The organism is Bradyrhizobium sp. Kon10, assembly GCF_055807395.1.
This window is the reverse complement of sequence record NZ_JBVVOZ010000018.1, coordinates 105,261-131,413: the sequence shown is the minus strand read 5'-3', so window position 1 is coordinate 131,413 and position 26,153 is coordinate 105,261. Positions and strand designations below refer to the sequence as shown.

Genomic DNA, 26,153 nt, shown 5'->3' with positions numbered 1-26,153 from the left:
ACATTCCGCTACGCTTCATGTGAGCCGACCCACGAGCGAGCTACGCTCGTCTCGGACCCCTCCAGGGGAGGGTAAGCGTCCCGCCCGCCCTACTTCTTCTTCGCCCGGCCGAAATCCGGCTGCCAGCCGGCTTCCTTGCGGCTGGGTGCCGCGGCGATCACCTTGGTCTTGTCTTTTTTCGGTTTCTTGGTTTCGCGATTGCTGCGTTGCTGTCCCTTGGCCATGACGTCGCTCTCCTGATTTAAGGGTTGGACTTCGCGAAATTTGCTGCGCTTGAACCACGCGCCTCCAGCGCGCCGTCGCGCGACAGCATCCGGCCGCAGCGCGGCAGAACAAGCGGCGGAACGTCGGCGTGCGGCACGATCCACTCCGAGGTGCGGTGATCGATGCGAGCCTACGCCCGCGCCCCGCCGAACGCGAGCGCTAAAAGGCGCGCGCGCGAGTTGCGGCATTGCAGCTCAAGTACCGGCCCGTGCTGAGTTAAAGCTGGCTATTGCCGGGCAACCGGCGCATGGTCGCTCGCAGCTGGCGTCGGTTGGGGCACCTTCTTTGCGAAAGGCAGGCGTGCATGTCCATCCGCTCGCGGCGAGAAACCATCACCTTCAAGCATCCCTTCCACATCCGCGGCATCGCGCGCGAATTGCCGGCCGGCGCCTATGAGGTCGTCACCGACGAGGAGATGATCGAGGGTCTGTCGTTCGCGTCCTATCGCCGCGTCGCCACCATGATCACGGTGCCCGCCGAAGGCGTGCGCGGTGCGATGGAGATGCTGTCGATCGGCTCGGTCGATCTTGCCGATGCCCAACGCCAGGACGCGAGCGCCGCCCCTTGACTGACATGACTGCCAGGATGAGCCACTGCCATGAGTGAATATCCCGTCGATCTCGACAAGCATCGCGGCATGGCCGCCCAGAAGGCCACCGACCTGCGCCGCGCGCTGGCCGAGGTCGAAGCCCAGGTCAGGGAGCTGCGCGAGCGCGAGGCCGATCTCGAAAACCGCATGATGACGGTGCCCGCCGCGTCCTGGCCCGAGGCCGCCGTCAAGGCGCGCCACCTGCTCAACCTCTATGCCGCGAGCCTGCCCACTGAGGACACCCGCCACCGCGCCCTCGTCACCGCGCTGTTCGACGATTTCGCGAGGCTAGGCTCGGAGAGCTGAAGCCGGCCACGGCCCGCACGCCGCGCCACAGTTGTCGTCCCGGCGAAGGCCGGGACCCATAACCACCGAACGCAGTTGTTGCGCAGACTAGCGCCACAGCGTGCTTCAACAACCCTGACCGTGGCAATGGGTCCTGGCTCCCAGTGCGCAATTGCGCACAAGGCCAGGACGACGCCAGCAACACACGGCGCGTAGGCGCAAAAAGGACCACCCCATGACCCTCACCACCACCCGCTTCATCGGCCACGAGCAGGACCGCGGCATCGTCCAGTTCTCGATGCAGGACGGCACCAAGGAGATCGCCTGCGCGATCTCGACCTCCGCCATGGACGACCTCGAGCGCGGCCCGCGCGCCCGCCCGAGCGAGCGCGAAGCCCAGTTCACCCGCCTGCGCGAGCGCATCGAAGCCTGCGTGGAACGGAAGTATCAGGCGACCGAGTTCGAGGGGACACCGCCCGGGATCGTGTTGAGGAGCATTGATTTTCGGGGGTAGGAGTTCATGCCCGACGAACCCGGCTCCTACAAGATCATTGCCGACATCGAAGTATCGACCATTCCAGCCTCAAGCACAGCAAGGACGAATACGTCCGCCGTGAAGGCGTCATCTCAAATGCGGTTGAGGGATACTATTCTATTTTCAAGCGCGGCATGAAAGGCGTCCATCAGCATTGCGGCGAAAAGCACCTGCACCGCTACCGCGCCGAATTCGATTTCAGGTATTCTAACCGCACCGCGCTTGGCGTTGACGACTAAGCCCGCGCCGAACTTGCTGCCGAAGCCATCGCCGGCAAGCGTCCTAGCTACCGACGGCCTAGCAGCAAAAAAAGAGACCGGATCAAATTAAGCTGCTGGCGCGCCGCTTCCTGCGTTGGGCGCCAAGGTAGCGAGGACGTGACCGCGCCCGTAGATTCACGGAATCGACTCCCGCGCGCGAGACTGATCCCAGCCACGCGAGAAAATTTTGCTTTGATGGTTCAAAGGCGGTTAGCAAGCGCATTTCCGTTCCCTTGACGTCCAGAACGTCAACCCGCCAAGACCAGTGCGTCCCGAGCGTGAACGAGCGGTTGCGATGGAGGGGAAAGGCAGTGCGGGTCATCTTCCCGAACTTCCATTCTCCCGCCTTGGACACAACCTTTGGCTTTGCTACAGCTCCCCGAACTCGCATACCGGGAAATGTGACAGGCCAAGGGAACAATTGTCAAAGGCTGTGATGGGGCCGCGCCAGCGAGCCAGAACAAAATAGGAACATAAGCGCGAGTAGTCAACGATTTTTTCAGTTTGGAGTTGTCGGGTTTTTAGCAACAAGAACGGCCGGATCTCTCGATCCGGCCGTTACACAAAACTCTTACTCGGCTAAGCCTACGCCACGCGACGCAACCTAGCCCCCGCCCAAGTCGAAAATCTCAGCTCGCCTTCTTCCCCGGCGCGGGAGAAGGGCCGACCTTCTTCTGGATGGCGCGCTTCAGCTCGAGGGCGCGGGGCGACAGGGTGTCGGCCTTGGCCTTGAGCATGTAGGCGTCGAGGCCGCCATTGTGGTCGACGCTCTTGACCGCGTTGGTGGAGACGCGCAGGCGCACGTTGCGGCCCAGCGCTTCGCTGATGAAGGTCACGTTGACCAGGTTCGGCAGGAAGCGGCGCTTGGTCTTGATGTTGGAGTGGCTGACCTTGTGGCCGACGAGGGGGCCCTTGGCCGTCAGTTCGCAGCGGCGAGACATGTCAAAATCCTCTATCTTTCCCCCAACGATGTGCGGCCGCCATCCGGGGCGCCACGGGGGCAAATTCTCTGTCCTTGCAGGGAGCGGCGGACGTATAGGGGGGAAGCGGCGGGACGTCAAGACGACGGGCCTTTTTCCGCCGTCGGCGCAGGGATCTCAGGCCTCATATCAGGTGTCATCGCCCGGCTTGACCGGGCGATCCAGTATTCCAGAGACCGCGCGGCTGGAAGCGAGACGCCGCGGCGTACTGGATGCCCCGCCTTCGCGGGGCATGACAGCGGAATATGTCGATGGAGATCCCGTTCCTCATCACCAAAACGGCAGTGTTTAAAACCGCTTACCATCACATAAAGGGCGTAATCGGCCGTGAAAAGTGCGCCCAAGTTCCGTAAAGCCTTTGGCCCGGAGACCGGGCCCTTCGCCCGGACGCATTGCTTCCTGCGATTTTTGGCTTACCTAGCAAACTGACGTCCACTGGATGGCTTCGTGCACACCCTGACCCCTCATCTGCCCCGGCTGCGGTCCGCTGGCCGGCTGGCCTTGGCGGCCCTTTTCGGGCTCGTGCTGGCATGGGGGGCGAAGCCGGCGGCGGCGCAGGGCAAGCTCGAGGCGCAGTATGAGGCGACGCTGGCAGGCATTCCCGTCGGCAAGGGCGCCTGGACCATCGACATCCAGGAGGACGTGTTCTCGGCCGCGGCCTCCGGCGGCACCTCGGGCCTGCTGAAAACCATCGCCAACGGATCCGGCACCGGCGCCTCGCAGGGGCGCGTGGTCAACGGCGCGCTGGTGGCGACCGCCTACCAGGCCACCACCACCACCTCGAAGAAGACCGAAGAGATCCACATCACGCTCGACAAGGGCAATGTGAAGGAGTTCGGCATTGTGCCGGAGCCGCCGGTCGATGCCGACCGCATCGTCGTCACCGAGGCGCATCGCCGCGGCGTCTGGGATCCGATGACCGCCTCGCTGCTGCGCGTGCCCGGCACCGGCGATGTGCTGACGCCGGACGCCTGCCACAGCAGCGCCGCCGTGTTCGACGGCCGCATGCGTTACGAGCTCAAGCTCGATTTCAAGCGCATGGAAAGCGTCAAGGCGGAAAAGGGCTATCACGGCCCGGTCGTGGTCTGCTCGCTGTTCTTCGTGCCGGTGGCCGGCTACATCCCCGACCGCCCCGTGATCAAGTACCTCGCCGCCCAGCGCAACATCGAGATCGCCTTCGCCCCGGTCGCCGGCACCCGCATCCTGGTGCCGTTCTGGCTGAAAGTGCCGACCCCGCTCGGCCCCGCCATGCTGGAAGCCACCAGCTTCATCACCGCCCCCCAGCCGCCCCGGCTCGCCAAGACGCAGTAGGGGGCGTCCTCTCTCTTACCCTCCCCTGGAGGGGGAGGGTCGATCGCGCGCAGCGCGAGCGGGGTGGGGTGATCTCTCCTCTTGGGCAGTGCCCGCGTGGAGAGATCACCCCACCCCGTCGCTCGTTTCGCTACGCTCAACGAGCGCCGACCCTCCCCCTCCAGGGGAGGGTACGAAAGTGTTCTATTCCAACCACTTACCTACTGTGCATGGGGTTGTTTTCGCCCTTTTTGCCTTGGCAGGCCCCGCACCCCCGAATCCATTTGACTCCTCCCCGATTCTGATTCGACTCCACGCCATCCCCAGCTTTAAGGAACGCGCCCTCGAAACGCCGCTTGTGCGGCCGGGCAAAACTCCATCTAGTGCAGCAAACAGGGGGTCCCGCGACATGTTGCGTGAACGGAACGGGACTCTCCTGGGAGTCAGCGATTCGGCCGCGATTCGTTCCCACCTCGTTCCGAAGCTTAAGAGCAGCGGGAAAAGCGTCGCAAAGTGAGACAGTTGCGCGAGGATTGGGGAAGCGGCTCCCACACCCAATGTGTCATCGCCCGGCCTGACCGGGCGATCCAGTACGCCGAGACGGCTGTGGTTGAGCGGAGAGGTCGCGGCGTACTGGATGCCCCGGTCGAGCCGGGGCATGACAGCGGAGAAAGCGGGGCAAGGGTGATTCCAGCCCCTTCGGCGCCCCCGCCCCAAACAGCACTGACATTCGCCCCAATCGCCATTACCTAATCCCCCAGATGCCCTTTTCTCCTTCCCCCTTCGCCTCCGAGCGCGCCCCTGGCGCTGGCGTCACTGCGGTGCTCGGGCCCACCAACACCGGCAAGACCCATCTGGCCATCGAACGGATGCTCGCGCATTCCTCGGGCATGATCGGGCTGCCGCTGCGGCTGCTCGCGCGCGAGGTCTACAACAAGATCGCCGATCGCGCCGGCTCCGAAGCCGTCGCGCTGATCACCGGCGAGGAGAAGATCAAGCCGAAATCGCCGCGCTACTGGGTCTCGACCGTCGAGGCGATGCCGCGGGATCTCGACGTCTCCTTCCTCGCCGTCGACGAGGTCCAGATCGCCTCCGATCTCGAACGCGGCCACGTCTTCACCGACCGCGTCCTCAACCGCCGCGGTCGCGACGAGACGCTGCTGCTGGGCGCCGCGACCATGCGCCCGATCATCGAGCGGCTCTTGCCCGGCGTCTCCATGATCACCAGGCCGCGGCTGTCGCAGCTCGAATTCGCCGGCGACCGCAAAATCACGCGCCAGCCGCGGCGCACCGCGATCGTGGCGTTCTCGGCCGACGAGGTCTACGCCATCGCCGAGCTGATCCGGCGCCAGCATGGCGGCGCCGCCGTCGTGCTCGGCTCGCTGTCGCCGCGCACGCGCAATGCGCAGGTGGCGATGTTCCAGAGCGGCGACGTCGATTACCTCGTCGCCACCGATGCCGTCGGCATGGGCCTCAATCTCGACGTCGACCACGTCGCCTTTGCCTCCGACCGCAAGTTCGACGGCTATCAGTTCCGCCGCCTGACGCCGGTCGAATTCGCGCAGATCGCCGGCCGCGCCGGCCGCGCCACCCGCAACGGCACGTTCGGCACCACCGGCCGCTGCGGCCCGTTCGAGCCCGAGCTGGTCAATGCGCTCCAGAACCACACCTTCGATCCCGTGAAGGTGCTGCAATGGCGCAATTCGAAGCTGGATTTCTCCTCGCTCGGCGCGCTCCAGGTCTCCTTGAACCTGGCCCCCGGCCATGAGGCACTGACGCGGGCGCCGATCGCGGAAGATATGCGCGTGCTCGACCACGCCGCCCGCGACGTCGAGGTGCGCGATGTCGCGCATGGCAAGCAAGCGGTGGAACGGCTGTGGGAAGCCTGCCAGGTCCCGGACTATCGGAAATTGTCGCCGGCCGCCCATGCCGAGCTCGTCACGACGCTATATGGCTTCCTGATGCAAAAGGGCCGCATTCCCGATGCCTGGATTGCGACCCAGATCGACCAGGCCAACCGCACCGATGGCGACATCGACACGCTGTCGGCCCGGATCGCGCAGGTCCGCACCTGGACCTTCGTCGCCAACCGGCCGGACTGGCTCGCCGACCCCGAACATTGGCAGGGGATCGCGCGGGAGGTCGAAAATAAATTATCGGATGCGCTCCATGAACGCTTGACTGAGCGTTTCGTTGATCGCCGGACCAGTGTATTGATGCGCCGCCTGCGGGAGAACACGAGCTTGAATACGGAAATCGGCAAGACCGGCGAAGTCATCGTCGAAGGCCATGTCATCGGCCGCCTCGATGGCTTCACCTTTGCACCGGATGCGGCGGAAGCCGGCTCCGATGCGAAAGCCTTGCAGGCTGCCGCCCAAGCGGTGCTCGCCGGCGAGATCAACGCGCGCGCCGAGAAACTCGGCAACGCGCCCGACGATCAGTTCGTGCTGACCTCGGACGGCACCATCCGCTGGACCGGCGACGCCGTGGCGCGACTGACCGCCGCCGACGAGGCGCTGCATCCGCGCATCCGCATCATCTCCGACGAGCGCCTGACCGGCGCGCCGCGCGAGAAGGTGCAGGCCCGGCTCGACCTCTGGCTCAAGACCCATATCGAAAAGCTGCTGGGGCCGATGTTCGAGCTCAGCAAGGCCGAGGACGTCACCGGCATTGCCCGCGGCATCGCCTATCAGTTGGTCGAGGCGCTCGGCGTGCTCGAGCGTCCCAGGATCGCGAACGAGCTGAAGGACCTCGACCAGGCCTCGCGCGCGACCTTGCGCAAATACGGCGTCCGCTTCGGCGCCTATCACCTTTATTTCCCCGGCCTGCTCAAGCCCGCCGCGCGCGCGCTCGCAGCGCTGCTGTGGGCGCTGAAGCAGGACAATGTCGATCTCTCGGCACTCTCGGGCGCGCAGCATCTGGCAAGTTCGGGTCGCACTTCTTTCCCGGTCGACAAGCAGCTGCCGCGCGATGCCTATCGCGTGCTCGGCTACAAGCAGGCCGGCGAGCGCGCCGTGCGCGTCGACATTCTGGAGCGTCTCGCCGATTTGATTCGTCCGGCGCTGGCCTGGCGCGAAAATTCCTCCGGCGAGAAGCCCGCCGGCGCGTTCGACGGCCGCGGCTTTGTCGTGACCCAGGCGATGACCTCGCTGACGGGATCCGCCGGCGAGGACTTCGCCTCGGTGCTGCGCGCGCTCGGCTATCGCATGGAGAAGCGCGCACCGCTGCCGCCGAAGCCGGTCGTCGCGGATGCCGCTGCCGCGGAGACGCCGCCCGCGGAGGCGAGCGGCGAGACTTCGGCCGAGACGGCCGTCACCGAGACTTCGGTTGAGAACGCCGCAGCGCCCGTGGAGGCCGCGATCGAAGCCGCCGCCGAGCCGGTCACCGTCGAAGACGCGCCCGGCCTGGAGCAGCATGACGAGCCGGCCGAAGAGGCCGCGCCCGCGCTGGAAGTCCTGCCTGAAACGCCTGTGACGCCTGAAGATGCGCCCGGCATCGCTCCGCCGGCTGAAGAAGCCGCCGCACCTGCCGACGCGGCGCCCGCCGAGGCGTTGGCGACCGAAGCTGCCGCATCAGCCGATGCGGCTGCGCCTGCGGACGCGGCTGCGCCCGTCGAGCCCGAGCTCATCGAAGTCTGGCGTCCCGGCGGCCGTCACGAGGATCGCAAGCCGCGCCACGAGCGCCATCGCCACCAGCGTCATCACAACCAGCCGCGTCCGCAAGCGGGCGCTGAGGTCGGCGCCGCGCCTGCCGAAGGCGAAGCGGCACAGGCAGCCGACGGCGAGAAGCGCGGCGAGCAGCGGCATCGCCACGGCGGTCATCGTCGCGATGGCGGCAGGGATTTCCGCAAGCCGCGCGAAAATGGCGCCGAAGGCGCGCCGCGTCCCGAGGGACGTGACGACAAGAACCGCCGGTTTGAGGGCAAGGATCGCGACAACAAGGATCGCGATCGCAACAAGGGCAAGTTCGGCGGCGATCGCGACAAGGGCCGCGACAATCGTGGCCGCGACCGCGACAAGGGCCGCGACCGCCAGGGTGGGCCGTCGCTGCGTCCCTACGCCTCGAGCGCGAACCCGCGCGAGCGCGATCGTCCGGTCGATCCGAACTCGCCCTTCGCCAAGCTGGCCGCGCTGAAAGAGCAGCTGGCGGGGCGCAAGGAATAGCCAAGAGGAACAACGCCCACGACCGAACGGCAGCGGCTCGACAAATGGCTATGGCATGCGCGGGTGGTGAAGGCGCGCACCTCGGCGGCTGAGCTCGTGGAGTCCGGCCACGTCCGCATCAACGGGGTGCGCGAGAAATCGCCCGGGCATGCGGTCAAGATCGGCGACGTGCTGACGATTGCGCTCGATCGCAGCGTACGCGTCTTGAAAGTCGCCGCCTTCAACGAGCGCCGCGGCGATGCGTCATCGGCGCGCGTGCTCTACGAAGAGGTCTCCGAACGCAAAGAGTAATTAATTGCGCAAGACGTTCATTTCTTGGCCGATCAAACGCGGAAAGCCGTCATGATCGGAGCTTCCCGACCTTGCAGCGCCGGGCCATCCGCGCTACGCAAGCCGCGACTTTTAAAAGAGCTTTTCGGAGCGTTGGATGACTTACGTCGTCACTGAAGCCTGCATCAAGTGCAAGTACACCGACTGCGTCGAGGTCTGCCCGGTCGACTGTTTCTACGAGGGCGAGAACATGCTCGTCATCCATCCTGACGAGTGCATCGACTGCGGCGTGTGCGAGCCGGAATGTCCCGCCGACGCCATCAAGCCGGACACGGAACCGGGCCTGGAAAAGTGGCTCCAGGTCAACGCCGACTATGCCAAGAGCTGGCCGAACATCACCCAGAAGAAAGAATCACCCGAGGACGCCAAGGAATTCGACGGCCAGGAAGGCAAGTTCGAGAAATATTTCTCTCCGAACCCTGGCTCGGGAGACTAATTCGGGGCCAAACTTAACCCTGTTAGCTTCAAACGCGCCGAAAACCAGCCCTTACGACCCCTAAATCATTGATTTTTGCGGGAAATGTGCTATATTGGGCACATTGAGCTGAACCCCGTCAGCCCCCTTGGCCCCTCTGGGTTCCCGTGAAACCAAATGTCGAACAGGGGCGTGGCAGTTTCCGCGCGCAGGCTGTGTCACAGAAAACGCGTAAAAAGAGTACTTCTGCAAAGGCTTCTCATAAGGAGGCCAAGAAAGTCGCCGCGGCCAGCCGTAGCGCATCCAAGGGCCGTGCCGCGACCAAGGCTCCGGCTGCAAAGTCCTCCAAGAACAAAAGAAGCGCAATGCCTAACAAGACTGCCAAAACTGCCGCGAAAGCGACCGTTTCCAAGCCTGCTGCCGCCAAGGCTCCCGCGGCCAAGCCCGCTGTTGCCAAGGCTCCCGCGGCCAAAGCTCCTGTTGCAAAGGCTCCCGCTGCCAAGCCCGTTGCTCCGAAGGCACCCGTTGCTGCCGCCCCCGCCAAGGCCCCCGTTGTTGCTGCGAAGCCGGCCGTGAAGGCCGCCGCACCGGCGCCGAAGGTCGAGGAAAAGAAGGTCGTGACCCAGCGCCAGGGCTTCAAGGCCAATGAATTCGTGGTCTATCCGGCTCACGGCGTCGGCCAGATCCTGGCGATCGAGGAGCAGGAGATCGCCGGTGCGAAGCTCGAGCTGTTCGTCATCAACTTCATCAAGGACAAGATGACACTGCGCGTTCCGACCGCCAAGGTCGCCAATGTCGGCATGCGCAAGCTGTCCGACCCGGCGCTGGTGAAGAAGGCGCTCGAAACGCTCAAGGGCCGTGCCCGGGTCAAGCGCACCATGTGGTCGCGTCGCGCCCAGGAATACGAAGCAAAGATCAATTCGGGCGACATCGTCGCGATCGCGGAAGTCGTGCGCGACCTCTATCGCTCCGAGTCGCAGCCCGAGCAGTCCTACTCGGAACGCCAGCTCTATGAAGCGGCGCTCGATCGTCTCTCCCGCGAGATCGCGGTGGTGCAGCACTCGACCGAGACCGAAGCGGTCAAGGAAATCGAGGCGCAGCTTGCCAAGAGCCCGCGCCGCACCGGTGCCAAGACCGAAGCCGCTGACGGCGAGGCGGATGCCGAGGGCGAGACCGACGAGACTGAGGGCGACGGCACCACCGTCGCCGACGAGGCCGCGTAAGCGCCTCTCCCGTCCAACAAATCAAAAGCCCGGCCGATTGGCCGGGCTTTTTGTTTGGACGCGTGATGCCGCGGCGGTCGAGCGTCGTCTACAGCGTCGCGCGCGGCTGGGCCCAGATCGCGATCGGCCGCTCGAGCCCGCGGATCGCTTGGGGATCGAGGGCGACCAACGATGCAAATGTTTCGGCTGTGCCGCCGAGCTCCAGCCTGGCGCGACTGACGAGATCGTTGCTTGCCACCAACGCGCAATCGAGCGTGCGCGTCAGCGCTTCGAGACGGCTTGCGGCGTTGACGGTCGCGCCGATCACGGCAAATTCCAGACAGGTGTGCCCGATATCGCCGAGCACCACGGGCCCGTAGTGCAGGCCAAAGCTGACGCGCATCGGTGGCTCGGCGGAGGCTGTTCGCCGCGCGTTCCAGCGGTCCGCGGCCGCGATCATGGCCTGGGCGCAGCGCAACGCGTTGCTGGCGTCGCGCGCGCCCGCGAAGGGCGTGCCGAATGTCGCCATCAATCCATCGCCCAGATATTTGTCCAATGTGCCGTCGTGCCGGAAAACCTCCTGCTCCATCAATCCGTGGAATTCGCGCAACGTCCGCACCACTTCCTCCGGGGTGCGCACATCGGCGAAGGCGGTGAAGCCGACGATGTCCACGAACAGCACCGCGACGTCTTGCGTGCGCACCTGCTTCAAGGGCTCGTCGTGCTTCGACAATTCCGCGACGACATTGGGCGAGAAGTAGCGCGCCAGATTGCCGCGTTCCCGTTCCACCGCGGCGTGCCGGATCAGCAAATCATTGCTGCGGCGAGTCGCGAGCGCCAGCGTCAAAGCCACGATCATGAACACGACGAGTTCCTGGATGCGGAGGCCGAATCCGATCGCAGCAGGCGAGATCAGCGCGAACAGCCTGTGATCGCTCCCCACCGCCTCTGCAATGCGGGCGGTCAATGCGGGGTCGCGATCAGGCTGCCACCACACCCAGGCAACGCCGATCACCCAAAGCGCCGCGGTCCATGTTCCGACCGCAACCACGGTTCGCCAGGAATAGGCCAGCGTGGCGCCCGAGAGCAGCACGAAGAAGTAGATGAAGTTGCCGAAATGGTATTGCATCGCCATTGGCCAGTGCGTCGTAACGAATGGGTTCGGGACGAGGATGACGAATGTGAGCAGCGCCAGGTCGCAGAACATAAGCGCCAGTTCGGCCCGCGACACGCCGAGCCGCCCCACCCTGACCTGGGCCCAGCCGATCAGTGCGAACATGCCGAGCAACGCCACGTAATAGAGTTGCTCCCAAACCGGGTTGATGGCCAGCAGCAGGCAGGCGATGACGGCGAGAGCGACATAGCGCGCCTGGACGGCCAGTCGTAGGCCCTCCTTCTTGCCGGCTTCGAGTGCCGCCTGTGCAAACTGAACGGTTTCGGTGTCGCGTTCGCCGCGCGCACGCGCCAGCGCGGCAGACGAGTCGAGGCGCTCGATCAGCATTGTCACGCGGCGATCTCCTCAGTTGGACCGTTGCAGCAGAGCGGCGGCCCTCAGCCGCCGCATCGGACAGTCTAGTGAGGCATGGCCGCGAGGTCATCAGCTCGGGGGAGTGTTTTCCGTCCCGGGGCGGCGAACCGCTTACTTCACCGGCCGCTTCTCGAGCTTCCTTGCCAGCGTGCGCCGGTGCATTCCCAGTCGCCGCGCGGCTTCCGAGATGTTGAAATCCGTCTCGATCAGCGTCTGGTGGATGCGTTCCCATTCCAGCGTCTTGATCGATGTCGGCCGCACGTCCAGCGCGACCTCGGCGTTGCCTTCGGCCTTGTTGAAGGCGGCTTCGATGTCGTCGGTGTTGGAGGGTTTCGCCAGATAATGGCAGGCGCCCAGCTTGATCGCCTCGACCGCGGTCGAGATGCTGGCAAATCCGGTGAGCACCACGATCAGCATCTCGTCATCATGCGCGTGCAGGAGCTCGACGCAGGTAAGCCCCGAGGCGCCGCCGAGCTTGAGATCGACCACGGCGTAGCCAAAGGATCGCTCCTCGAGGACGTTCCGCACCTCTTCGATCGAGGCTGCAAGCACGACCTCGTAGCCGCGGCGCTCGAACGAGCGTTTCAGCGTGCGAGCGAAGCCGGCATCGTCCTCGACGACGATAAGCGAGCGGTCAGGCGTCAAAGCTGCCTCCGATCGCGAGCGTTGCGAGCGGCAGCGTGAGGCGGACGGTGGCGCCGCGCTTCCTGTGGTTCTCGGCGGTGACGCGGCCGCCCAGCTTGCGCACCACGTTGACCACAAGGAACAGACCGAGCCCGCCGCCGGCGCGGCCTTTGCTCGACTGATAGGGCTTTCCGAGCTGCGCCAGGATTTCCGGCGCAAAGCCGGGGCCGCGGTCGCTGACCGAGAGCACGAGATTGTCGCCCTCGCGTTCGGCGAGCAGCTCGACCCAGTCGCGCGAGACTTCATAGGCGTTGTCGAGCACGTTGAAGATCACCTGCTTCAGCGCGACATCCGAGACGATCGCGACGTCCTCGCCAAACGTGTTGACGAAATAGAGCGTGCGCGCCGAGCGGGCGTTGCGCCATTCCTCGACCAGCGCCGTGACGAAGGCCGCCACCGTCGTCGGCGACGATCCCTCGCCGCGGGCCTCGCCCGCCGACACCAGAATGCCCGTCACGATGCTCTTGCATCGCTGCAGCGACGTTTCCATTTCCGCGAGGTCCTCGGCGAGCTCCTGGTCGGCAGCGAGATCCGGCATGCGGCGCCAGTCGCTGAGAATGACGGAGAGCGAGGCCAGCGGCGTGCCGAGTTCATGCGCCGCGCCCGAAGCCAGCAGGCCCATGCGGACGATGTGGTCTTGCTCGGCGGCGTGCTGGCGCAGTGCCGCCAGATGCGCATCGCGCTCGCGCAAATTCCTGTTGATGCGGGTGACGAACACGACCAGCAGCACGGCGTTGAGCACGAAGCCCAGCAGCATGCCCGTGACGGTGAGCGTGTAGGTCTCGCTCAGAGGATTCGGCGGCAGGTCGAGCGGCCGATAGGCCAGCGTCAGCCAGACGAAGCTCGCGCAAGTCAGCGCCACCAGCGACCAGGTCGAGCGGGCATCGAGCAGCACCGCCCCCAAGGTCACCTGGAGCAGGAACAGCGAGGTGAAAGGGTTGGTGGCGCCGCCGCTGAGATAGAGCTGCGCGGTCAGGGCGGCGACGTCGAGCATCAGCGCGACCAGCAGCTCGTTGTTGGTGATCGCGGCGCGGTGGCGCACCCAGACCAGGCTCGAGACATTGAGCAAGACCAGCGCGCCGATCACCGCGCCCATCCGGGTGAGAGGCAGGGGAATGCCGAGCCAGAAATGCACGCCGCCGATGGTGACGATCTGACCCACCACCGCGGTCCAGCGCAGCTGGATCAGCAGCGCCATGTTCTTGCGGTTGGTCTCGTTGTCGGTCGGAGCCGCGCCGATCAGCTCGCTGCGCGCGTCCGCCTGTGATTGCAGCGTGACCGACAGCTCGCCGGGCGCGAACGTCTGGGCAAGCGCTTGGGGCGGCGTTTTCCCCTCGTCAGGTCGGTTCGATGATCGTTCCAGCATCTGATCCCGTCCTGTGCGCGGCGGCATCAGATCCGCCGGCCGGTTCGTGGACGAAGCGCTTGCGGCGGACCAGCCCGCCGCCGAAGGTGACGAAAAGCCTGCCAGCCAGCATGAAAGCAAGGGCAAGCCACGTCAGCGCGTAGATCAGGTGGTTATTGGGAAAGCGGACCACGGTCAATCCGCCGATCGGCCCGCCGGCGGTTTGTGATCCGGCGTCGGCATCGATGAAGAACGGGGCGACGTCGTGGAGATCGCGTGCTGCCGCAATCGCGGCCACATCCCGCGAGTACCAGCGGTTGTGCTGGGGAACGTTATTCCGGAGGAATCCGCCTTTTGGCTCGGTGACGCGCAAGAGCCCCGTGATCTTGACCTCGCCTGGCGGATTGCCGTCCCGGCGCGTCGAGGCATCGCGCCGCTCGGTCGGCACGAAGCCGCGGTTGATCAGGACCAGCGTGCCGTCGCCGCGCTGAAGCGGTGTCAGCACCCAATAGCCGGGGCCTTCCTCGGTGACGGCCTGAACCAGCGTCTCGCGGTCGTGCAGGAAGCGGCCGGAGACGGCGACGTGCCTGTACTCGTCGTTGGCGGCGGTGACAGCGGGCCACGACGCCGGCGAGGGCATCGGCTGGGCGTCGGCATGAACGCGCTGCTCGACGCGCTCGATCAGCGCCAGCTTCCAGGTGCGGCGCTCGACCTGCCAGACGCCGAGCGCAATGAGAAGAACGAAGGCGGCAAGCGAGAGGACCGTGATCCACAGGGACGGCCGTGCGGCCCTGCCACGCGTTTTGGTCGCCTCGCTTGCCACGGCGTCGTTCTCGCTCACTTCATCCCGGTCATCTCGTGGATCGGCATCATGTTGCTGTTGAGGTGGTTCATCACCCACAGCGAACCGGACAGCGCGATCACCACCATGACGATGGTGAAGATCAGCGCCATCATGCTCCAGCCGTTCTCGGACTTGGTGTTCATGTGCAGGAAGTAGATCATGTGCACGACGATCTGGACCACCGCGAAGGCCATGATGACGAGTGCGGTGACCTGCTTGCTTGGCAGCGTGCCGCTCATCACCAGCCAGAACGGGATCGCGGTAAGCACCACCGAGAGCACGAAGCCGAGCAGATAGGTCGAGAGCGAGCCGTGCGAATGGTCGTCGTGATGATGGTCGGCCGTCGCGGCGTGGATGTCGGTGTTCATCGCAGAACTCCCAGGAGATAGACGAAGGTGAAGACGCCGATCCAGACCACGTCGAGGAAGTGCCAGAACATCGACAGGCACATCAGGCGACGGCGGTTGGCCTCGATCAGGCCGAACTTCCAGACCTGCACCATCAAGGTCACCAGCCAGATCAGGCCGCAGGAGACGTGCAGGCCATGGGTGCCGACCAGCGTGAAGAAGGCGGACAGGAAGGCGCTGCGCTGCGGCGTCGCGCCTTCATGGATCATGTGGGCGAACTCGGTGAGCTCGATGCCGATGAAGGCGAGCCCGAACAGGCCGGTGATCGCCAGCCACATCTGGGTCTGGCCGATGCGGTTCTGCGCCATCGTCAGCATGGCGAAGCCGTAGGTGATCGACGACAGCAGCAGCATCGAGGTGTTCACTGCGACCAGCGACAGGTCGAACAGGTCTTTCGGCGCGGGACCGGCGGCGTAGTTGCTGCCGAGCACGCCGAAAGTGGCGAACAGGATCGCGAAGATGAGACAATCGCTCATCAGGTAGATCCAGAAGCCGAGCGAGGTGCTGTAGCCTTCCGGATGCGGGTGCTCGTCAGCGAGATAGAACAGCGGCTCGCCGGTTTGGGCAGGATTGACAGTGACCGTCATTTACTTGGCTCCGGCGAGCAGTTGGGTGCGCGCGGCTTCGGCCCGCACGACATCGTCGGCCGGAATGTCGAAGTCGCGGTGGTAGTTGAAGGTGTGACCGATCCCGACCGCGAGCATCGCGATGAAGCTCGCAGCCGCAAGCCACCAGATGTACCAGATCAGGCCGAATCCCATCGCGGTGGCGAAGCCGGCGAGGATGATGCCGGTGCCGGTGCTGCTCGGCATGTGGATCGGCTTGAACCCGGCCAGCGGACGAACGTAGCCGCGGCGCTTCATGTCCCACCACGCATCGTTGTCGTGAACGACGGACGTGAAGGCGAAATTGTAGGCCGGCGGCGGCGACGAGGTTGCCCATTCCAGGGTGCGTCCGTCCCAGGGATCGCCGGTGACGTCCTTGAGCTGCTCGCGCTTGAGGAAGCTGACGGCGAACTGCATCAGCATGCTGAGGATGCCGAGGAACACCAGGAAGGCGCCGATGCCGGCGATGATGAACCAGATCTGCAACGACGGATCGTCGAACACGCGAAGCCGGCGGGTCACGCCCATCAGGCCGAGCACGTAGAGCGGCATGAAGGCGAGATAGAAGCCGGTGACCCAGAACCAGAACGACAGCTTGCCCCAGAACGGATCGAGCTTGAAGCCGAACGCCTTCGGGAACCAGTAGTTGATGCCCGCGAACGCGCCGAACACCACGCCGCCGATGATCACGTTGTGGAAGTGTGCGATCAGGAACAGGCTGTTGTGCAGCACGAAGTCGGCCGGCGGCACCGCCAGCAGCACGCCGGTCATGCCACCGAGCACGAAAGTCAGCATGAAGGCGATCGTCCACATCATCGGCAATTCGAAGCGGATCCGGCCGCGATACATCGTGAACAGCCAGTTGAACATCTTCGCGCCCGTCGGGATCGAGATGATCATCGTGGTGATGCCGAAGAACGAGTTGACGCTGGCGCCCGACCCCATCGTGAAGAAGTGGTGCAGCCAGACCAGGTAGGACAGGATGGTGATGACCACCGTGGCGTAGACCATCGAGGTGTAGCCGAACAGCCGCTTGCCGGAGAAGGTCGAGGTCACTTCCGAGAAGATGCCGAACGCCGGGAGAACCAGGATGTAGACCTCGGGATGGCCCCAGATCCAGATCAGGTTCACATACATCATCGGGCTGCCGCCGAAATCGTTGGTGAAGAAGTTGGTGCCGACGTAGCGGTCGAGCGTGAGCAGCGCGAGCACGACGGTCAGGACCGGAAACGACGCGACGATCAGCACGTTGGTGCAGAGCGAGGTCCAGGTGAACACCGGCATCCGCATCATGGTCATGCCGGGGCAGCGAAGCTTGACGATGGTGCAGATCAGGTTGATACCCGACAGCGTCGTTCCGACGCCCGCGACCTGCAGGCCCCATATGTAATAGTCGACGCCGACATCGGGACTGTAGCCGATGTTCGACAGCGGCGGATAAGCCAGCCAGCCGGTGCGGGCGAATTCGCCGATGAACAGCGAGGCCATCACCAGCACCGCACCGCCGACCGTCATCCAGAAGCTGAAATTGTTCAGGAACGGGAACGACACGTCGCGTGCGCCGATCTGGAGCGGCACGACGAAGTTCATCAGGCCGGTGACCAGCGGCATCGCCACGAAGAAGATCATGATCACGCCGTGGGCGGTGAAGACCTGGTCGTAATGATGGGCGTTGAGATAGCCTTCGGAGCCGCCAAAGGCGAGCGCCTGCTGCAACCGCATCATCAGCGCGTCGGCGAAACCGCGCAGCAGCATGACGATGCCGAGGATCATGTACATGATGCCGATGCGCTTGTGGTCGACGCTGGTGAACCACTCGCGCCACAGATAGCCCCAGACCCGGAAGTAGGTGAGCCCGGCGAACATGATGAGCCCGCCGGTCGCCACCACCGCGAAGGTGCCGACGACGATCGGTTCGTGCAGCGGCAGCGATTCGAGGGTGAGCCGGCCGAAGATGAGCTTGAGAAGATCAGGAGACATGCGAGTTCTCTTTGGGAGTCTGACGTCAGGAGTCTGATTTGGGACGTTGTCCGAGCAAGAAGGACGAGGACTTCAGCGGCGTGAAACTCGGCCGCTTCAGGCCGGCGCCGAGCAACGGCGCGGTGTCGCTGGGAGCCTTGATCGCCGCTGTCGTCTGGCCTTGCGGCGCATCCGGCGTGCAGGTGCCGGCGACGAAGGTCGGCTCGGGACCGAACGCTGTGCCGCGACGCGCATATTTGTCGTAGGCCAACGGCAGGGTGTTGTTCAGGCCCTCATGGCCGAGACCGCCCTTGGCGTCGATCGCCATCATCTCGCTCTGGCACATCTTGCCGGTCTCGACGCACATGTTGAGGATCAGGCGATAGAGATCGGAATCGACGCTGCCGTAGCGCCGCACCGGCTCGTTCTGGCTCGGCTTCTCGAGCTTAAGATATTCGCCACGGCCGAGCGCGCCGCCGGCCGATTTGGCACCGGCAATCCAGCCGTCAAAGCCCTTGTCGTCGAGGGCGTGGAAGGCGAAGTGCATGCCGGAGAAGCCGGCGCCGCTGTAGTTCGCCGAAAAGCCCTTATACGTGCCGGAATGGTTGACCACGGCGTGGAGCTTCGTCTCCATGCCCGGCATGGCGTAGATCTGGCCGGCCAGCGCGGGGATGTAGAACGAGTTCATCACCGAGGACGCGGTGATGCGGAAGTTGATCGGGCGATCGACCGGCGCGGCCAACTCGTTGACGGTGGCGACACCGTAATCCGGATAGATGAAGAGCCACTTCCAATCGAGCGCGACGACGTCGACCTCGAGCGGCGCCTTGGCCTGGTCCACGGCGCGCTCCGCGTTGATGCGGCCGAGCGTGCGATACGGATCGAGCAGATGCGTGCCCATCCAGGTCAGGGCGCCGAGGCAGACGATGATCAGAAGCGGGGCCGACCAGATCACGAGCTCAAGGCTGGTCGAATGATCCCAATCCGGCTCGTAGCGCGCCGATGTGTTGGACTGGCGGTAGCGCCAGGCGAACAGCACCGTTAGCGCCATCACCGGCACGACGATCAGGAGCATCAGGACGGTGGAGATGATGACGAGGTCGCGCTGCTGGGCGGCGATGTCGCCGGCCGGCGCCAGCACGACGTAGTTGCAGCCGCTGAGCGCGACGGCCAGTGGTAGCAGCGCCAGGATCTTGAGACGGGACACGGGCCGAGCCTTTGAGAATGAGTTTCTTTTGCGAGACCAAGGGGTAGCTGCGGCGCAGCAATCCGGACATTGGACAATTTGTCCAATGTTGCAGTGCGAAAGGTTGCGTCAAACAGGGCCAGATCGCCCGGCGCCCGCCGGGCGGATCGGCATTGGTTCTCAGGACGTTAAGGGCGAACGCATGGCCACGGCACAGACCCCCGCAATGGCAGACATCCACTCGGGCGAGCACGGCCACGACCAGGCGAGTCCCGGCGAGATCGCCATCGGCGTCATCATCGGCCGCACCTCGGAATTCTTCGACTTCTTCGTCTACGCGATCGCCTCGGTGATCGTGTTTCCGCGCCTGGTCTTCCCGTTCGCGAACGAACTGACGGGCACCCTCTATTCGTTCACGATCTTCGCGCTGGCGTTCATCGCGCGCCCGCTCGGCACCGTGATCTTCATGACGGTCGACCGGGAGTACGGCAAGACGGCCAAGCTGGTCGCCGCGCTGTTCCTGCTCGGCACCGCGACCGTCGCAATCGCGTTCCTGCCCGGCTATCACGACATCGGCGCCTCTGCGATCTGGCTGCTGGCGCTGGCGCGCATCGCGCAAGGTCTGGCCTGGGGCGGCGCCTGGGACGGTCTGGCCTCGCTGCTCGCGTTGAATGCGCCGCCCTCGAAGCGCGGCTGGTACGCAATGGTGCCGCAGCTCGGCGCCCCGCTCGGGCTGATCGTGGCGAGCGGGCTGTTCGCCTATTTCGCCGGCAACCTGTCGGCGGAAGACTTCTTCGACTGGGGCTGGCGCTATCCGTTCTTCGTCGCCTTCGCCATCAACGTGGTGGCGCTGTTCGCGCGCCTGCGCATGGTCTCGACGGAGGAATATTCCTCGCTGTTCGAGACCCGTGATTTGCAGCCCTCGCGCATCTCAGACACCGTCGCGCGCGAGGGCCACAACATCATGCTCGGCGCGTTCGCGCCGCTGGCAAGCTTCGCGCTGTTCCACATGGTCACGGTGTTTCCGCTGTCCTGGGTGTTCCTGTTCACCCGCGAAAGCCCGGTGCGCTTTCTGATCATCGAGATCGTCGCCGCCGTGTTCGGTGTCGGCGCGATCGTGCTGTCCGGCGTGATTGCCGACCGCGTCGGCCGCAAGTCGCTGCTGATGGGCTCGGCGATCGCGATCGCGATCTATAGCGGCTTTGCGCCGCAGCTGCTCGATGCCGGCGCGTTCGGCGAAACCATCTACATGGTGATCGGCTTCATCCTGCTCGGCCTCTCGTTCGGCCAGTCGTCCGGCGCGATCGCTTCGAACTTCAAGCAGATGTATCGCTATACGGCCTCGGCGCTGACGTCGGACATGGCGTGGCTGTTCGGCGCCGGTTTTGCTCCGCTCGCAGCGCTCCTGCTCGCCACCAATCTCGGCGTCATCGCCTCCGGTGCCTATCTGCTGTCGGGTGCGTTCTGGACCCTGCTGGCGCTCTGGCTCAGCGGTCAGCGCGAGGCCGGCGATATGGACGCGGGCGGGTAGGGCCTTTCAGTTGTAAGACCAACGGAAATGTCGTCCCGGCGAAGGCCGGGACCCATACCGCGTGATCTGTCGAACGCGGGTGTTCTTCGTCCCGAACGACGAGCATCCGCCAAACTGCTCCCTGTGGTTATGGGTCCCGGCCTACGCCGGGACGACAGCGGAGTTTGAGGCCGCGCTTCAATCCGTCACGATCTTGACGCGGTCGCGCACCTTCACCTGCGCATGTGCATCGAGGCCGTTGAGCACGCGAAAACGTTCGGCGGGATGATCGACGCCGGCCATCCGGTGCGAGAGCGACTCCGCAGTATCGCCCGGCTGCACGGTGATCACCTTGATGCGCAGGGGGCGGGCAGCCTGGATCTCCTCGAGCGTCAGGCGGCGGAATGAATTGACGGTCTCGCGCGCGTTGCGCTCGCTCTCGGTCGATTTCTGCCGTGTGGCGAAGATGAAGCGATAGACGTCGCTGCCGAAGCGGAGCGCATACACCTTGAACTGCCACTGGTCGCCCTTGGCGGTGGCGGAGGCCGCCGGGAAGCCGTTGATGGTGATATCCTCGGTGGACGCCTTCTCGACGCCCTCCATCCAGCCTGAATTGAGATAGTCGCCGAGCGACTGCTCGGCCGGCACGCGCACGACGTCGAAGCGCATCGCCTGCGAACCGCCCTCGCGCACGCCGATCACCGCCTGCGCGGTATTGTCGAGCGTAAAATTGTCCGGCGCCTGGAAGGTGAAGCCGAGCTTCGGATGCAGGAAGCGCCGGCCGCGGACAAAACCTTCGCTGGGGTCCTCGCCGTAGACGAGGTTGTCGATCGCGGCGAGATAGGTCTCGCGGTCGCGCTCGCCACCCTCCGGCGCAGCATATTGCCGCGCGATGGTCTGCGCGTTCTGCACCCGCTCGGGCGTTGCCGGATGCGAGGAGGTGAAATCCTGCGCGCGCGGATCGAGCGAGGTCTTGCCGACTTTCAGCTCCGCATTACGCTCCATCGCCGAGAGGAAGCGTGCGGCACCATAAGGGTCGAAATGTGCCTTGGCGGAAATGCCGACGCCGATGCCGTCGGCCTCGAATTCCTGATTGCGCGAGAAGCTCGCCATCGTGAGCTTGGTCTTGGCGAGCGCAAGCGCAGTGAGATCGGGATCGGTGCTCATGTCGGTCACGACGCGGGTGACGATCGCGGCCTGGCGGGCCTGGTCCTCGCGCATCGCGGCGTGCTTCGACAGCACATGCGCCATCTCGTGGCTCAGCACCGAGGACAATTCCGAGGTATCACTCGCGAGAGCAAGAAGTCCGCGCGTGACATAGAGCTGGCCGTTCGGCAGCGCGAACGCGTTCACCGCACCGGAATTGAGGATGGTGACCCTGTAGCCCTGGTCGGGGCGATCGGACGCCGCGACGAGCCGATCGACGGTCTTGCTGACCAGTGATTCGAGCCTGGGGTCGTCATACGTGCCGCCATAGCTCGCCAGGATGCGCTCGTGCTCCTTTTCGGTGGCGGGGGTCTGGGCCACGGCCGGCTTTGGCTTGGGCATCGCGATCGTCGGGGGCATCGCAGCGGTCTGGAACCGGCCCATATCGCCGCAGCCGGCGAGGGCTGTGCCCAGCACGAGGCAAAGCACAGCCGACGCTGCCCGCAGGCTGCGGCCATGACCTCGTCCGTGCCGTCCTAGCACCCCATTCACGTCGCTTAACCCGTGCCTGGCCCTTAGGGCCTTACCCCTGTCGGCTCGTTTGCGCCCAGCAACTCGACCTGTGCCACGAGGCGCACGTCGATCCGCGGCCCCGCCGTCCCCTCAACCCAGCCCCGAACGCGAATACGCCTATTTTCCAGGGACTTAAGAGTCATTCCGGCGCTTTCAAACGCCGGCACCATGCGCCTTGAAATAGTCACGGCAAAGCCGCGTGTCCAGTTTCGACCGAAGTTGAGGTAGGTCGTTGCCCCAGCTTGCCGGACCGACAGGACTTTGCCCTCGACCACCATAAAGCGCCCGATCCCGGCCAAAATATCGTCCGGACTTTCCGCGTTTTTTATGGCCGACGGGTCAGCCCAATTGCCCTTTTTTTGGCGCCGCGCCTCGGCCTCGGCCCCCATCAGGGCGGCCGCGCAGTCCTTGTCGGCGATCTCGGCGGAGACGAGCGCTTCGCCCTGGGCCAGCAGCATGGCCTGCACGGAGGTGTCGCTGTCGCCGATAAACAGGAGGGCCGATTGGCGGCCGTAACGGTCGGGCGTGTCGTCGGTGCCACGCAGGCTCACATCGCGGCCGACGAGCTGCGATGTCAGCGCTTGTTTCGTCGTTGCAGTTGTCTCGATTCCGGTCAGGCGGATCTCGCGACCATCGCCGAGGCGCACGCTGCGCGCGTCGACAATGGCGGCAACGCGGCCCTCGCCTTGGGACTCGAACTGGCAAGGGCTCGCGTGCGCGGTGTGACTCGCGGCGAGAAGGAATGCGGCGAAGAGGTGAAACGGTCGTGTCACGTGACCCGTAGAGGTTGCGTTGCGTGCCGACCTTAACTGAAGCGTAGCAGGTCGCGAAGTGGCTTCGTCACACTCCGTCATTGCGAGCAACACCAATCCTGCGTCTTCCCGTGGCGACAGACTGGATTGCTTCGCTTCGCTCCAATGACGTGGAAAGATTGATCCGACCCTGACCATTCCGTTTTGCGGAAAACGGAAGGCCGCACGCGAGATTGACAGTGCAGCTGCGCTTGCTGCGCTGTCGCGCATGCGGCATGATTGCAGCAACAAGTTCTACCAAGAGCAATAATCAAGCCGCCATCAGAGCACGGCACGATAAGGGAGGTCTATCTTCAATGAAGAGAATTTTGTCGGGCATTTTTGCCGCGTCGTTCGCCCTGAGCGCGAGCGCGGCGCAGGCACAGGACAAGCCACCGCTGAAGATCGGCGGCATCCTCGACATGTCGAGCCTCTATGCCGACATCACCGGCCTGGGCAGCGAGACCGCGGCCAAGATGGCGGTCGAGGATTTCGGCGGCGAGGTGCTGGGACGCAAGATCCAGGTGCTGGCGGCCGACCATCTCAACAAGGCCGATCTCTCCGCCAGCATCGCCCGTGACATGCTCGACAACCAGGGCGTCGAGATGATCTACGACGTCGCGGCCTCCGCGACCGCGCTGGCCGCCGGCGAGATCGCCAAGGCGCGCAACAAGATCATCATCTTCAACGGACCCGGCTCGATCCGCCTCTCCAACGAGGCCTGCGGTCCCACCACCGTGCACTACGTGTTCGACACGTTCGGCCAAGCCAACGTGACCGGCCTTGCTGCGGTGAAGTCGGGTCTCGACACCTGGTTCTTCCTCACCGCCGACTATGCCTTCGGGCAGGATCTCGAGAAGGACACCAGCAATGTCGTCGTGAAGACCGGTGGCAAGGTGCTGGGCAACGTCCGGCACCCGCTCAACACCTCGGATTTCTCGTCCTTCCTGCTCCAGGCCCAGGCTTCCAAGGCCAAAGTGATCGGGCTTGCCAATGCCGGCGGCGACACCGTCAATGCCATCAAGCAGTCGGCCGAGTTCGGGATCATGAAAGGCGGCCAGAAGATCTCGCCGCTGCTCGCCTTCGTCACCGATATCGACTCGATCGGACTGGACACGGCGCAAGGCCTGCTGCTCGCGGAGGCGTTTTATTGGGACCTCAACGACGACACGCGCGCATTCTCCAAGCGTTTCAGCGAGCGCATGAAGCGGCCGCCGACCTCGGCGCAGGCCGGCGTATATTCATCGGTCATGCACTACCTGCAGGCCGTGAAGGCGGCCGGTACGACCGATTCCGCCGCGGTCATGAAACTGATGAAAGAGATGCCGATCAACGACTTCTTCGCCAAGAACGGCAAGATCCGCGAGGACGGACGCATGGTGCACGACATGTACCTGTTCGAAGTGAAGAAGCCGTCGGAGTCAAAAGGCCGCTGGGACGATTACAAGCTGCTCGCCACCGTGCCCGGCAACGAGGCGTTCCAGTCGCTGGAGCAGTCGCGCTGCCCGCTGGTGAAGAAATGACGGCGTGACGAAGTCGCGCCGTCATCCCGGGGCGCGAAGCGAACCCGGGATCTCGAGGTTCCGGATTCTCGCTTCGCGAGCCCCGGAACGACGGAGATACAAAACAACAACAAGGGAGACACCCATGAGCAACGACATGGTTCTGCAAAAGCTCGAAGGCGGGCTGCTCACCATCACCATGAACCGCCCCGAGCGGAAGAACGCGCTCAACCCCGACATGGTGCGCGGGCTGGTCGAGGCCGCGCGGCGCGCGGCCGACGATCCGGAGGTGCGCGCGGTGCTGTTCAAGGGCGCCGGGGGCAGCTTCTGCGTCGGTGGCGACGTCAAGTCGATGGCGGAGGGCCGCGCGCCGCTGCCGTTCGAGCAGAAGCTCGCAAATCTGCGCCGCGGCATGGAGGTGTCGCGCATCCTGCATCAGATGCCGAAACCCGTGGTGGCGCAGCTCGATGGCGCCGCGGCCGGCGCCGGGCTGTCGATGGCGCTGTCCTGTGACCTGCGTGTCGCCAGCGAATCCTGCAAGATCACGACCGCCTTCGCCAAGGTCGGCTTCTCCGGCGATTACGGCGGCACCTATTTCCTGACGCAACTGCTCGGCAGCGCGCGGGCGCGCGAGCTCTATCTGACCTCGCCGGTGCTCACGGCCAGGGAGGCGCATGCGATCGGCATGGTGACCAGGGTCGTGCCCGATGCGGAGATCGACACCGCCGCGCACGAGCTCGCGCTGTCGCTGGCGCAGGGGCCGTCGATCGCGCTCGGATTCATCAAGCGCAACATCAACAATGCCGAGCACCTGGCGCTGGAAGACTGCTTCGACGGCGAGGCGATCCATCACACCCGCTGCGGCGACACCGAGGACCACAAGGAGGCCGCCAAGGCCTTCGTCGAGAAGCGCAAGCCGGCGTTCAAGGGCGCATGACGATGGTGCCCTATATGCGGCTGCGACAGATCTGCTTGGTCGCGCCGCAGCTCGCGCCTGTCATCTCCGACATTGCCGAGATCATGGGCCTCGCCGTCTGCTACCGCGACGGCAATGTCGCAAAATACGGCTTGGAGAACGCGCTGCTCCCGGTCGACACGATTTTGCTGGAAGTGGTGGCGCCGTTCAGGGACGGCACCACGGCCGGCCGCTTCATCGAGAAGAGCGGCGGTCGCGGCGGCTACATGGCGATCTTCTGCTGCAACGATCCGGACGAACGCGGCCGTAACGCCAACGCCATGGGCGTGCGCACCGCCAACGTCATCGACCATGCGCCCTATCACGGCGTTCAGCTCCACCCCCGCGACTGCCGCGCCGCGTTCATCGAGTTCAACCACACCGAAGGCAGCGACGATAGTCTGGGCGCGTACCCACCAGCGGGGCCGGACTGGCAAAAGTTCATCCGCACGGATGTGACGCAGGCGCTGACCGCCGTGGAGATGCAGAGCCCCGACCCGCAGGGGCTTGCGGAGCACTGGGGCAAGATCATCGGTGTTGTGCCGGGCGCCACACGTGGCGGCGACGCAGAGCTCAAGCTGCCCAACGCCAGCTTTCGCTTCGTAAAAGGGGCGAGCGAAATCATGAGCGCGCTGGAGTTTCAGGTGGCTGATGTGACGCGCGTGCTGCACGCGGCAAGGCAAAAGGGCCAAGCGGTTGCTGGGAATGAGTTCTTGTTAGGTGGGGTAACGTTCCGGCTCGTAGCCTGAGGTCTTGCCTTCTCGGTGCACAACCCTGTGTTGCGCATCCAGAACGACAGGGCGTG

At 64.7% G+C, this 26,153-nt stretch carries 23 protein-coding genes and 2 pseudogenes; 13 read left to right on the top strand and 12 right to left on the bottom strand.

The features are described from left to right. Positions 1–89 precede the first annotated feature (89 nt). The gene (locus AC0L2O_RS24050) at positions 90–224 is read right to left on the bottom strand and encodes a hypothetical protein (protein ID WP_473371435.1); all 135 of its coding nucleotides are present in this window, start codon (positions 222–224) and stop codon (positions 90–92) included. Positions 225–568: 344 nt separating this feature from the next. Here AC0L2O_RS24050 and AC0L2O_RS24045 point away from each other — a divergent pair, with 344 nt between their 5' ends. The 4 genes and pseudogenes from AC0L2O_RS24045 to AC0L2O_RS24030 form a co-directional block, all read left to right on the top strand. Then, the gene (locus AC0L2O_RS24045) at positions 569–832 is read left to right on the top strand and encodes a hypothetical protein (protein ID WP_473371434.1); all 264 of its coding nucleotides are present in this window, start codon (positions 569–571) and stop codon (positions 830–832) included. A 30-nt stretch (positions 833–862) separates the two neighbouring features. Then, on the top strand, positions 863–1,159 hold the full coding sequence (locus tag AC0L2O_RS24040) for a hypothetical protein (RefSeq protein WP_409191030.1): 297 nt from the start codon (positions 863–865) through the stop codon (positions 1,157–1,159). A 214-nt stretch (positions 1,160–1,373) separates the two neighbouring features. Next, entirely contained in the window at positions 1,374–1,652 is a 279-nt protein-coding gene (locus tag AC0L2O_RS24035) for a DUF1488 family protein (protein ID WP_369719801.1), read from the top strand. A 74-nt stretch (positions 1,653–1,726) separates the two neighbouring features. Further along, positions 1,727–1,909 (top strand): annotated as a pseudogene (locus tag AC0L2O_RS24030) (transposase); the annotation flags it as partial. Between the two features lie 653 nt (positions 1,910–2,562). Here AC0L2O_RS24030 and rpmB read toward each other — a convergent pair. Beyond that, the gene (rpmB, locus tag AC0L2O_RS24025; protein ID WP_473371433.1) at positions 2,563–2,874 is read right to left on the bottom strand and encodes a 50S ribosomal protein L28; all 312 of its coding nucleotides are present in this window, start codon (positions 2,872–2,874) and stop codon (positions 2,563–2,565) included. Positions 2,875–3,414: 540 nt separating this feature from the next. Here rpmB and AC0L2O_RS24020 point away from each other — a divergent pair. The 5 genes and pseudogenes from AC0L2O_RS24020 to AC0L2O_RS24000 all read left to right on the top strand — a co-directional run bounded on the left by AC0L2O_RS24020 (position 3,415) and on the right by AC0L2O_RS24000 (position 10,334). Next, positions 3,415–4,224 carry a DUF3108 domain-containing protein gene (locus AC0L2O_RS24020; RefSeq protein ID WP_473371442.1) on the top strand — a complete coding sequence of 270 codons (810 nt, stop codon included), beginning with the start codon at positions 3,415–3,417 and terminating at the stop codon, positions 4,222–4,224. A gap of 740 nt (positions 4,225–4,964) precedes the next feature. Further along, positions 4,965–8,366: a helicase-related protein gene (locus tag AC0L2O_RS24015; RefSeq protein ID WP_473371432.1), complete on the top strand. Its 3,402-nt coding sequence runs from the start codon at positions 4,965–4,967 to the stop codon at positions 8,364–8,366. Positions 8,367–8,390: 24 nt separating this feature from the next. Then, a pseudogene (locus tag AC0L2O_RS24010) lies at positions 8,391–8,657 on the top strand (RNA-binding S4 domain-containing protein); the annotation flags it as partial. A gap of 136 nt (positions 8,658–8,793) precedes the next feature. After that, positions 8,794–9,132 carry a ferredoxin FdxA gene (gene fdxA / locus AC0L2O_RS24005; RefSeq protein ID WP_369719798.1) on the top strand — a complete coding sequence of 113 codons (339 nt, stop codon included), beginning with the start codon at positions 8,794–8,796 and terminating at the stop codon, positions 9,130–9,132. A gap of 344 nt (positions 9,133–9,476) precedes the next feature. Continuing rightward, positions 9,477–10,334 (top strand): CarD family transcriptional regulator, encoded by an 858-nt coding sequence (locus AC0L2O_RS24000; RefSeq protein WP_409191028.1) that lies wholly within the window; start codon positions 9,477–9,479, stop codon positions 10,332–10,334. Positions 10,335–10,422: 88 nt separating this feature from the next. Here AC0L2O_RS24000 and AC0L2O_RS23995 read toward each other — a convergent pair whose 3' ends face one another. The 8 genes from AC0L2O_RS23995 to cyoA all read right to left on the bottom strand — a co-directional run bounded on the left by AC0L2O_RS23995 (position 10,423) and on the right by cyoA (position 18,892). After that, entirely contained in the window at positions 10,423–11,814 is a 1,392-nt protein-coding gene (locus AC0L2O_RS23995) for an adenylate/guanylate cyclase domain-containing protein (protein WP_473371441.1), read from the bottom strand. A gap of 138 nt (positions 11,815–11,952) precedes the next feature. Then, positions 11,953–12,486, bottom strand: a complete 534-nt coding sequence (locus AC0L2O_RS23990; protein WP_369719796.1) for a response regulator transcription factor — start codon at positions 12,484–12,486, stop codon at positions 11,953–11,955. Continuing rightward, positions 12,476–13,891: an ATP-binding protein gene (locus tag AC0L2O_RS23985; protein ID WP_473371431.1), complete on the bottom strand. Its 1,416-nt coding sequence runs from the start codon at positions 13,889–13,891 to the stop codon at positions 12,476–12,478. The genes AC0L2O_RS23990 and AC0L2O_RS23985 overlap by 11 nt, the downstream gene beginning before the upstream one ends. Further along, positions 13,863–14,711: an SURF1 family protein gene (locus AC0L2O_RS23980; protein WP_473371430.1), complete on the bottom strand. Its 849-nt coding sequence runs from the start codon at positions 14,709–14,711 to the stop codon at positions 13,863–13,865. The genes AC0L2O_RS23985 and AC0L2O_RS23980 overlap by 29 nt, the downstream gene beginning before the upstream one ends. After that, entirely contained in the window at positions 14,708–15,082 is a 375-nt protein-coding gene (gene cyoD / locus AC0L2O_RS23975; protein WP_369719793.1) for a cytochrome o ubiquinol oxidase subunit IV, read from the bottom strand. The genes AC0L2O_RS23980 and cyoD overlap by 4 nt, the downstream gene beginning before the upstream one ends. Next, entirely contained in the window at positions 15,079–15,708 is a 630-nt protein-coding gene (gene cyoC / locus AC0L2O_RS23970; protein WP_369719792.1) for a cytochrome o ubiquinol oxidase subunit III, read from the bottom strand. The genes cyoD and cyoC overlap by 4 nt, the downstream gene beginning before the upstream one ends. Then, on the bottom strand, positions 15,709–17,706 hold the full coding sequence (gene cyoB, locus AC0L2O_RS23965) for a cytochrome o ubiquinol oxidase subunit I (protein ID WP_473371429.1): 1,998 nt from the start codon (positions 17,704–17,706) through the stop codon (positions 15,709–15,711). A 25-nt stretch (positions 17,707–17,731) separates the two neighbouring features. Then, positions 17,732–18,892, bottom strand: a complete 1,161-nt coding sequence (gene cyoA, locus AC0L2O_RS23960) for a ubiquinol oxidase subunit II (protein ID WP_473371428.1) — start codon at positions 18,890–18,892, stop codon at positions 17,732–17,734. 181 nt (positions 18,893–19,073) lie between these two features. Between cyoA and AC0L2O_RS23955 the strand changes: the two genes are divergently transcribed. Next, on the top strand, positions 19,074–20,402 hold the full coding sequence (locus tag AC0L2O_RS23955) for an MFS transporter (RefSeq protein WP_473371427.1): 1,329 nt from the start codon (positions 19,074–19,076) through the stop codon (positions 20,400–20,402). A gap of 177 nt (positions 20,403–20,579) precedes the next feature. Here the strand turns inward: AC0L2O_RS23955 and AC0L2O_RS23950 are convergent, their stop codons facing one another. Both AC0L2O_RS23950 and AC0L2O_RS23945 read right to left on the bottom strand, forming a co-directional pair. Continuing rightward, positions 20,580–21,971, bottom strand: coding sequence for a M48 family metalloprotease (locus AC0L2O_RS23950; RefSeq protein WP_369726562.1), 1,392 nt, complete (start codon positions 21,969–21,971; stop codon positions 20,580–20,582). A gap of 131 nt (positions 21,972–22,102) precedes the next feature. After that, positions 22,103–22,954 (bottom strand): thermonuclease family protein, encoded by an 852-nt coding sequence (locus AC0L2O_RS23945; RefSeq protein WP_473371440.1) that lies wholly within the window; start codon positions 22,952–22,954, stop codon positions 22,103–22,105. Between the two features lie 254 nt (positions 22,955–23,208). Here AC0L2O_RS23945 and AC0L2O_RS23940 point away from each other — a divergent pair, with 254 nt between their 5' ends. The 3 genes from AC0L2O_RS23940 to AC0L2O_RS23930 all read left to right on the top strand — a co-directional run bounded on the left by AC0L2O_RS23940 (position 23,209) and on the right by AC0L2O_RS23930 (position 26,097). Next, positions 23,209–24,414: an ABC transporter substrate-binding protein gene (locus AC0L2O_RS23940; protein WP_473371426.1), complete on the top strand. Its 1,206-nt coding sequence runs from the start codon at positions 23,209–23,211 to the stop codon at positions 24,412–24,414. 124 nt (positions 24,415–24,538) lie between these two features. Further along, positions 24,539–25,330, top strand: coding sequence for an enoyl-CoA hydratase (locus AC0L2O_RS23935; protein WP_409191021.1), 792 nt, complete (start codon positions 24,539–24,541; stop codon positions 25,328–25,330). Between the two features lie 2 nt (positions 25,331–25,332). Beyond that, positions 25,333–26,097, top strand: a complete 765-nt coding sequence (locus tag AC0L2O_RS23930) for a VOC family protein (RefSeq protein ID WP_473371439.1) — start codon at positions 25,333–25,335, stop codon at positions 26,095–26,097. Positions 26,098–26,153 lie beyond the last annotated feature (56 nt).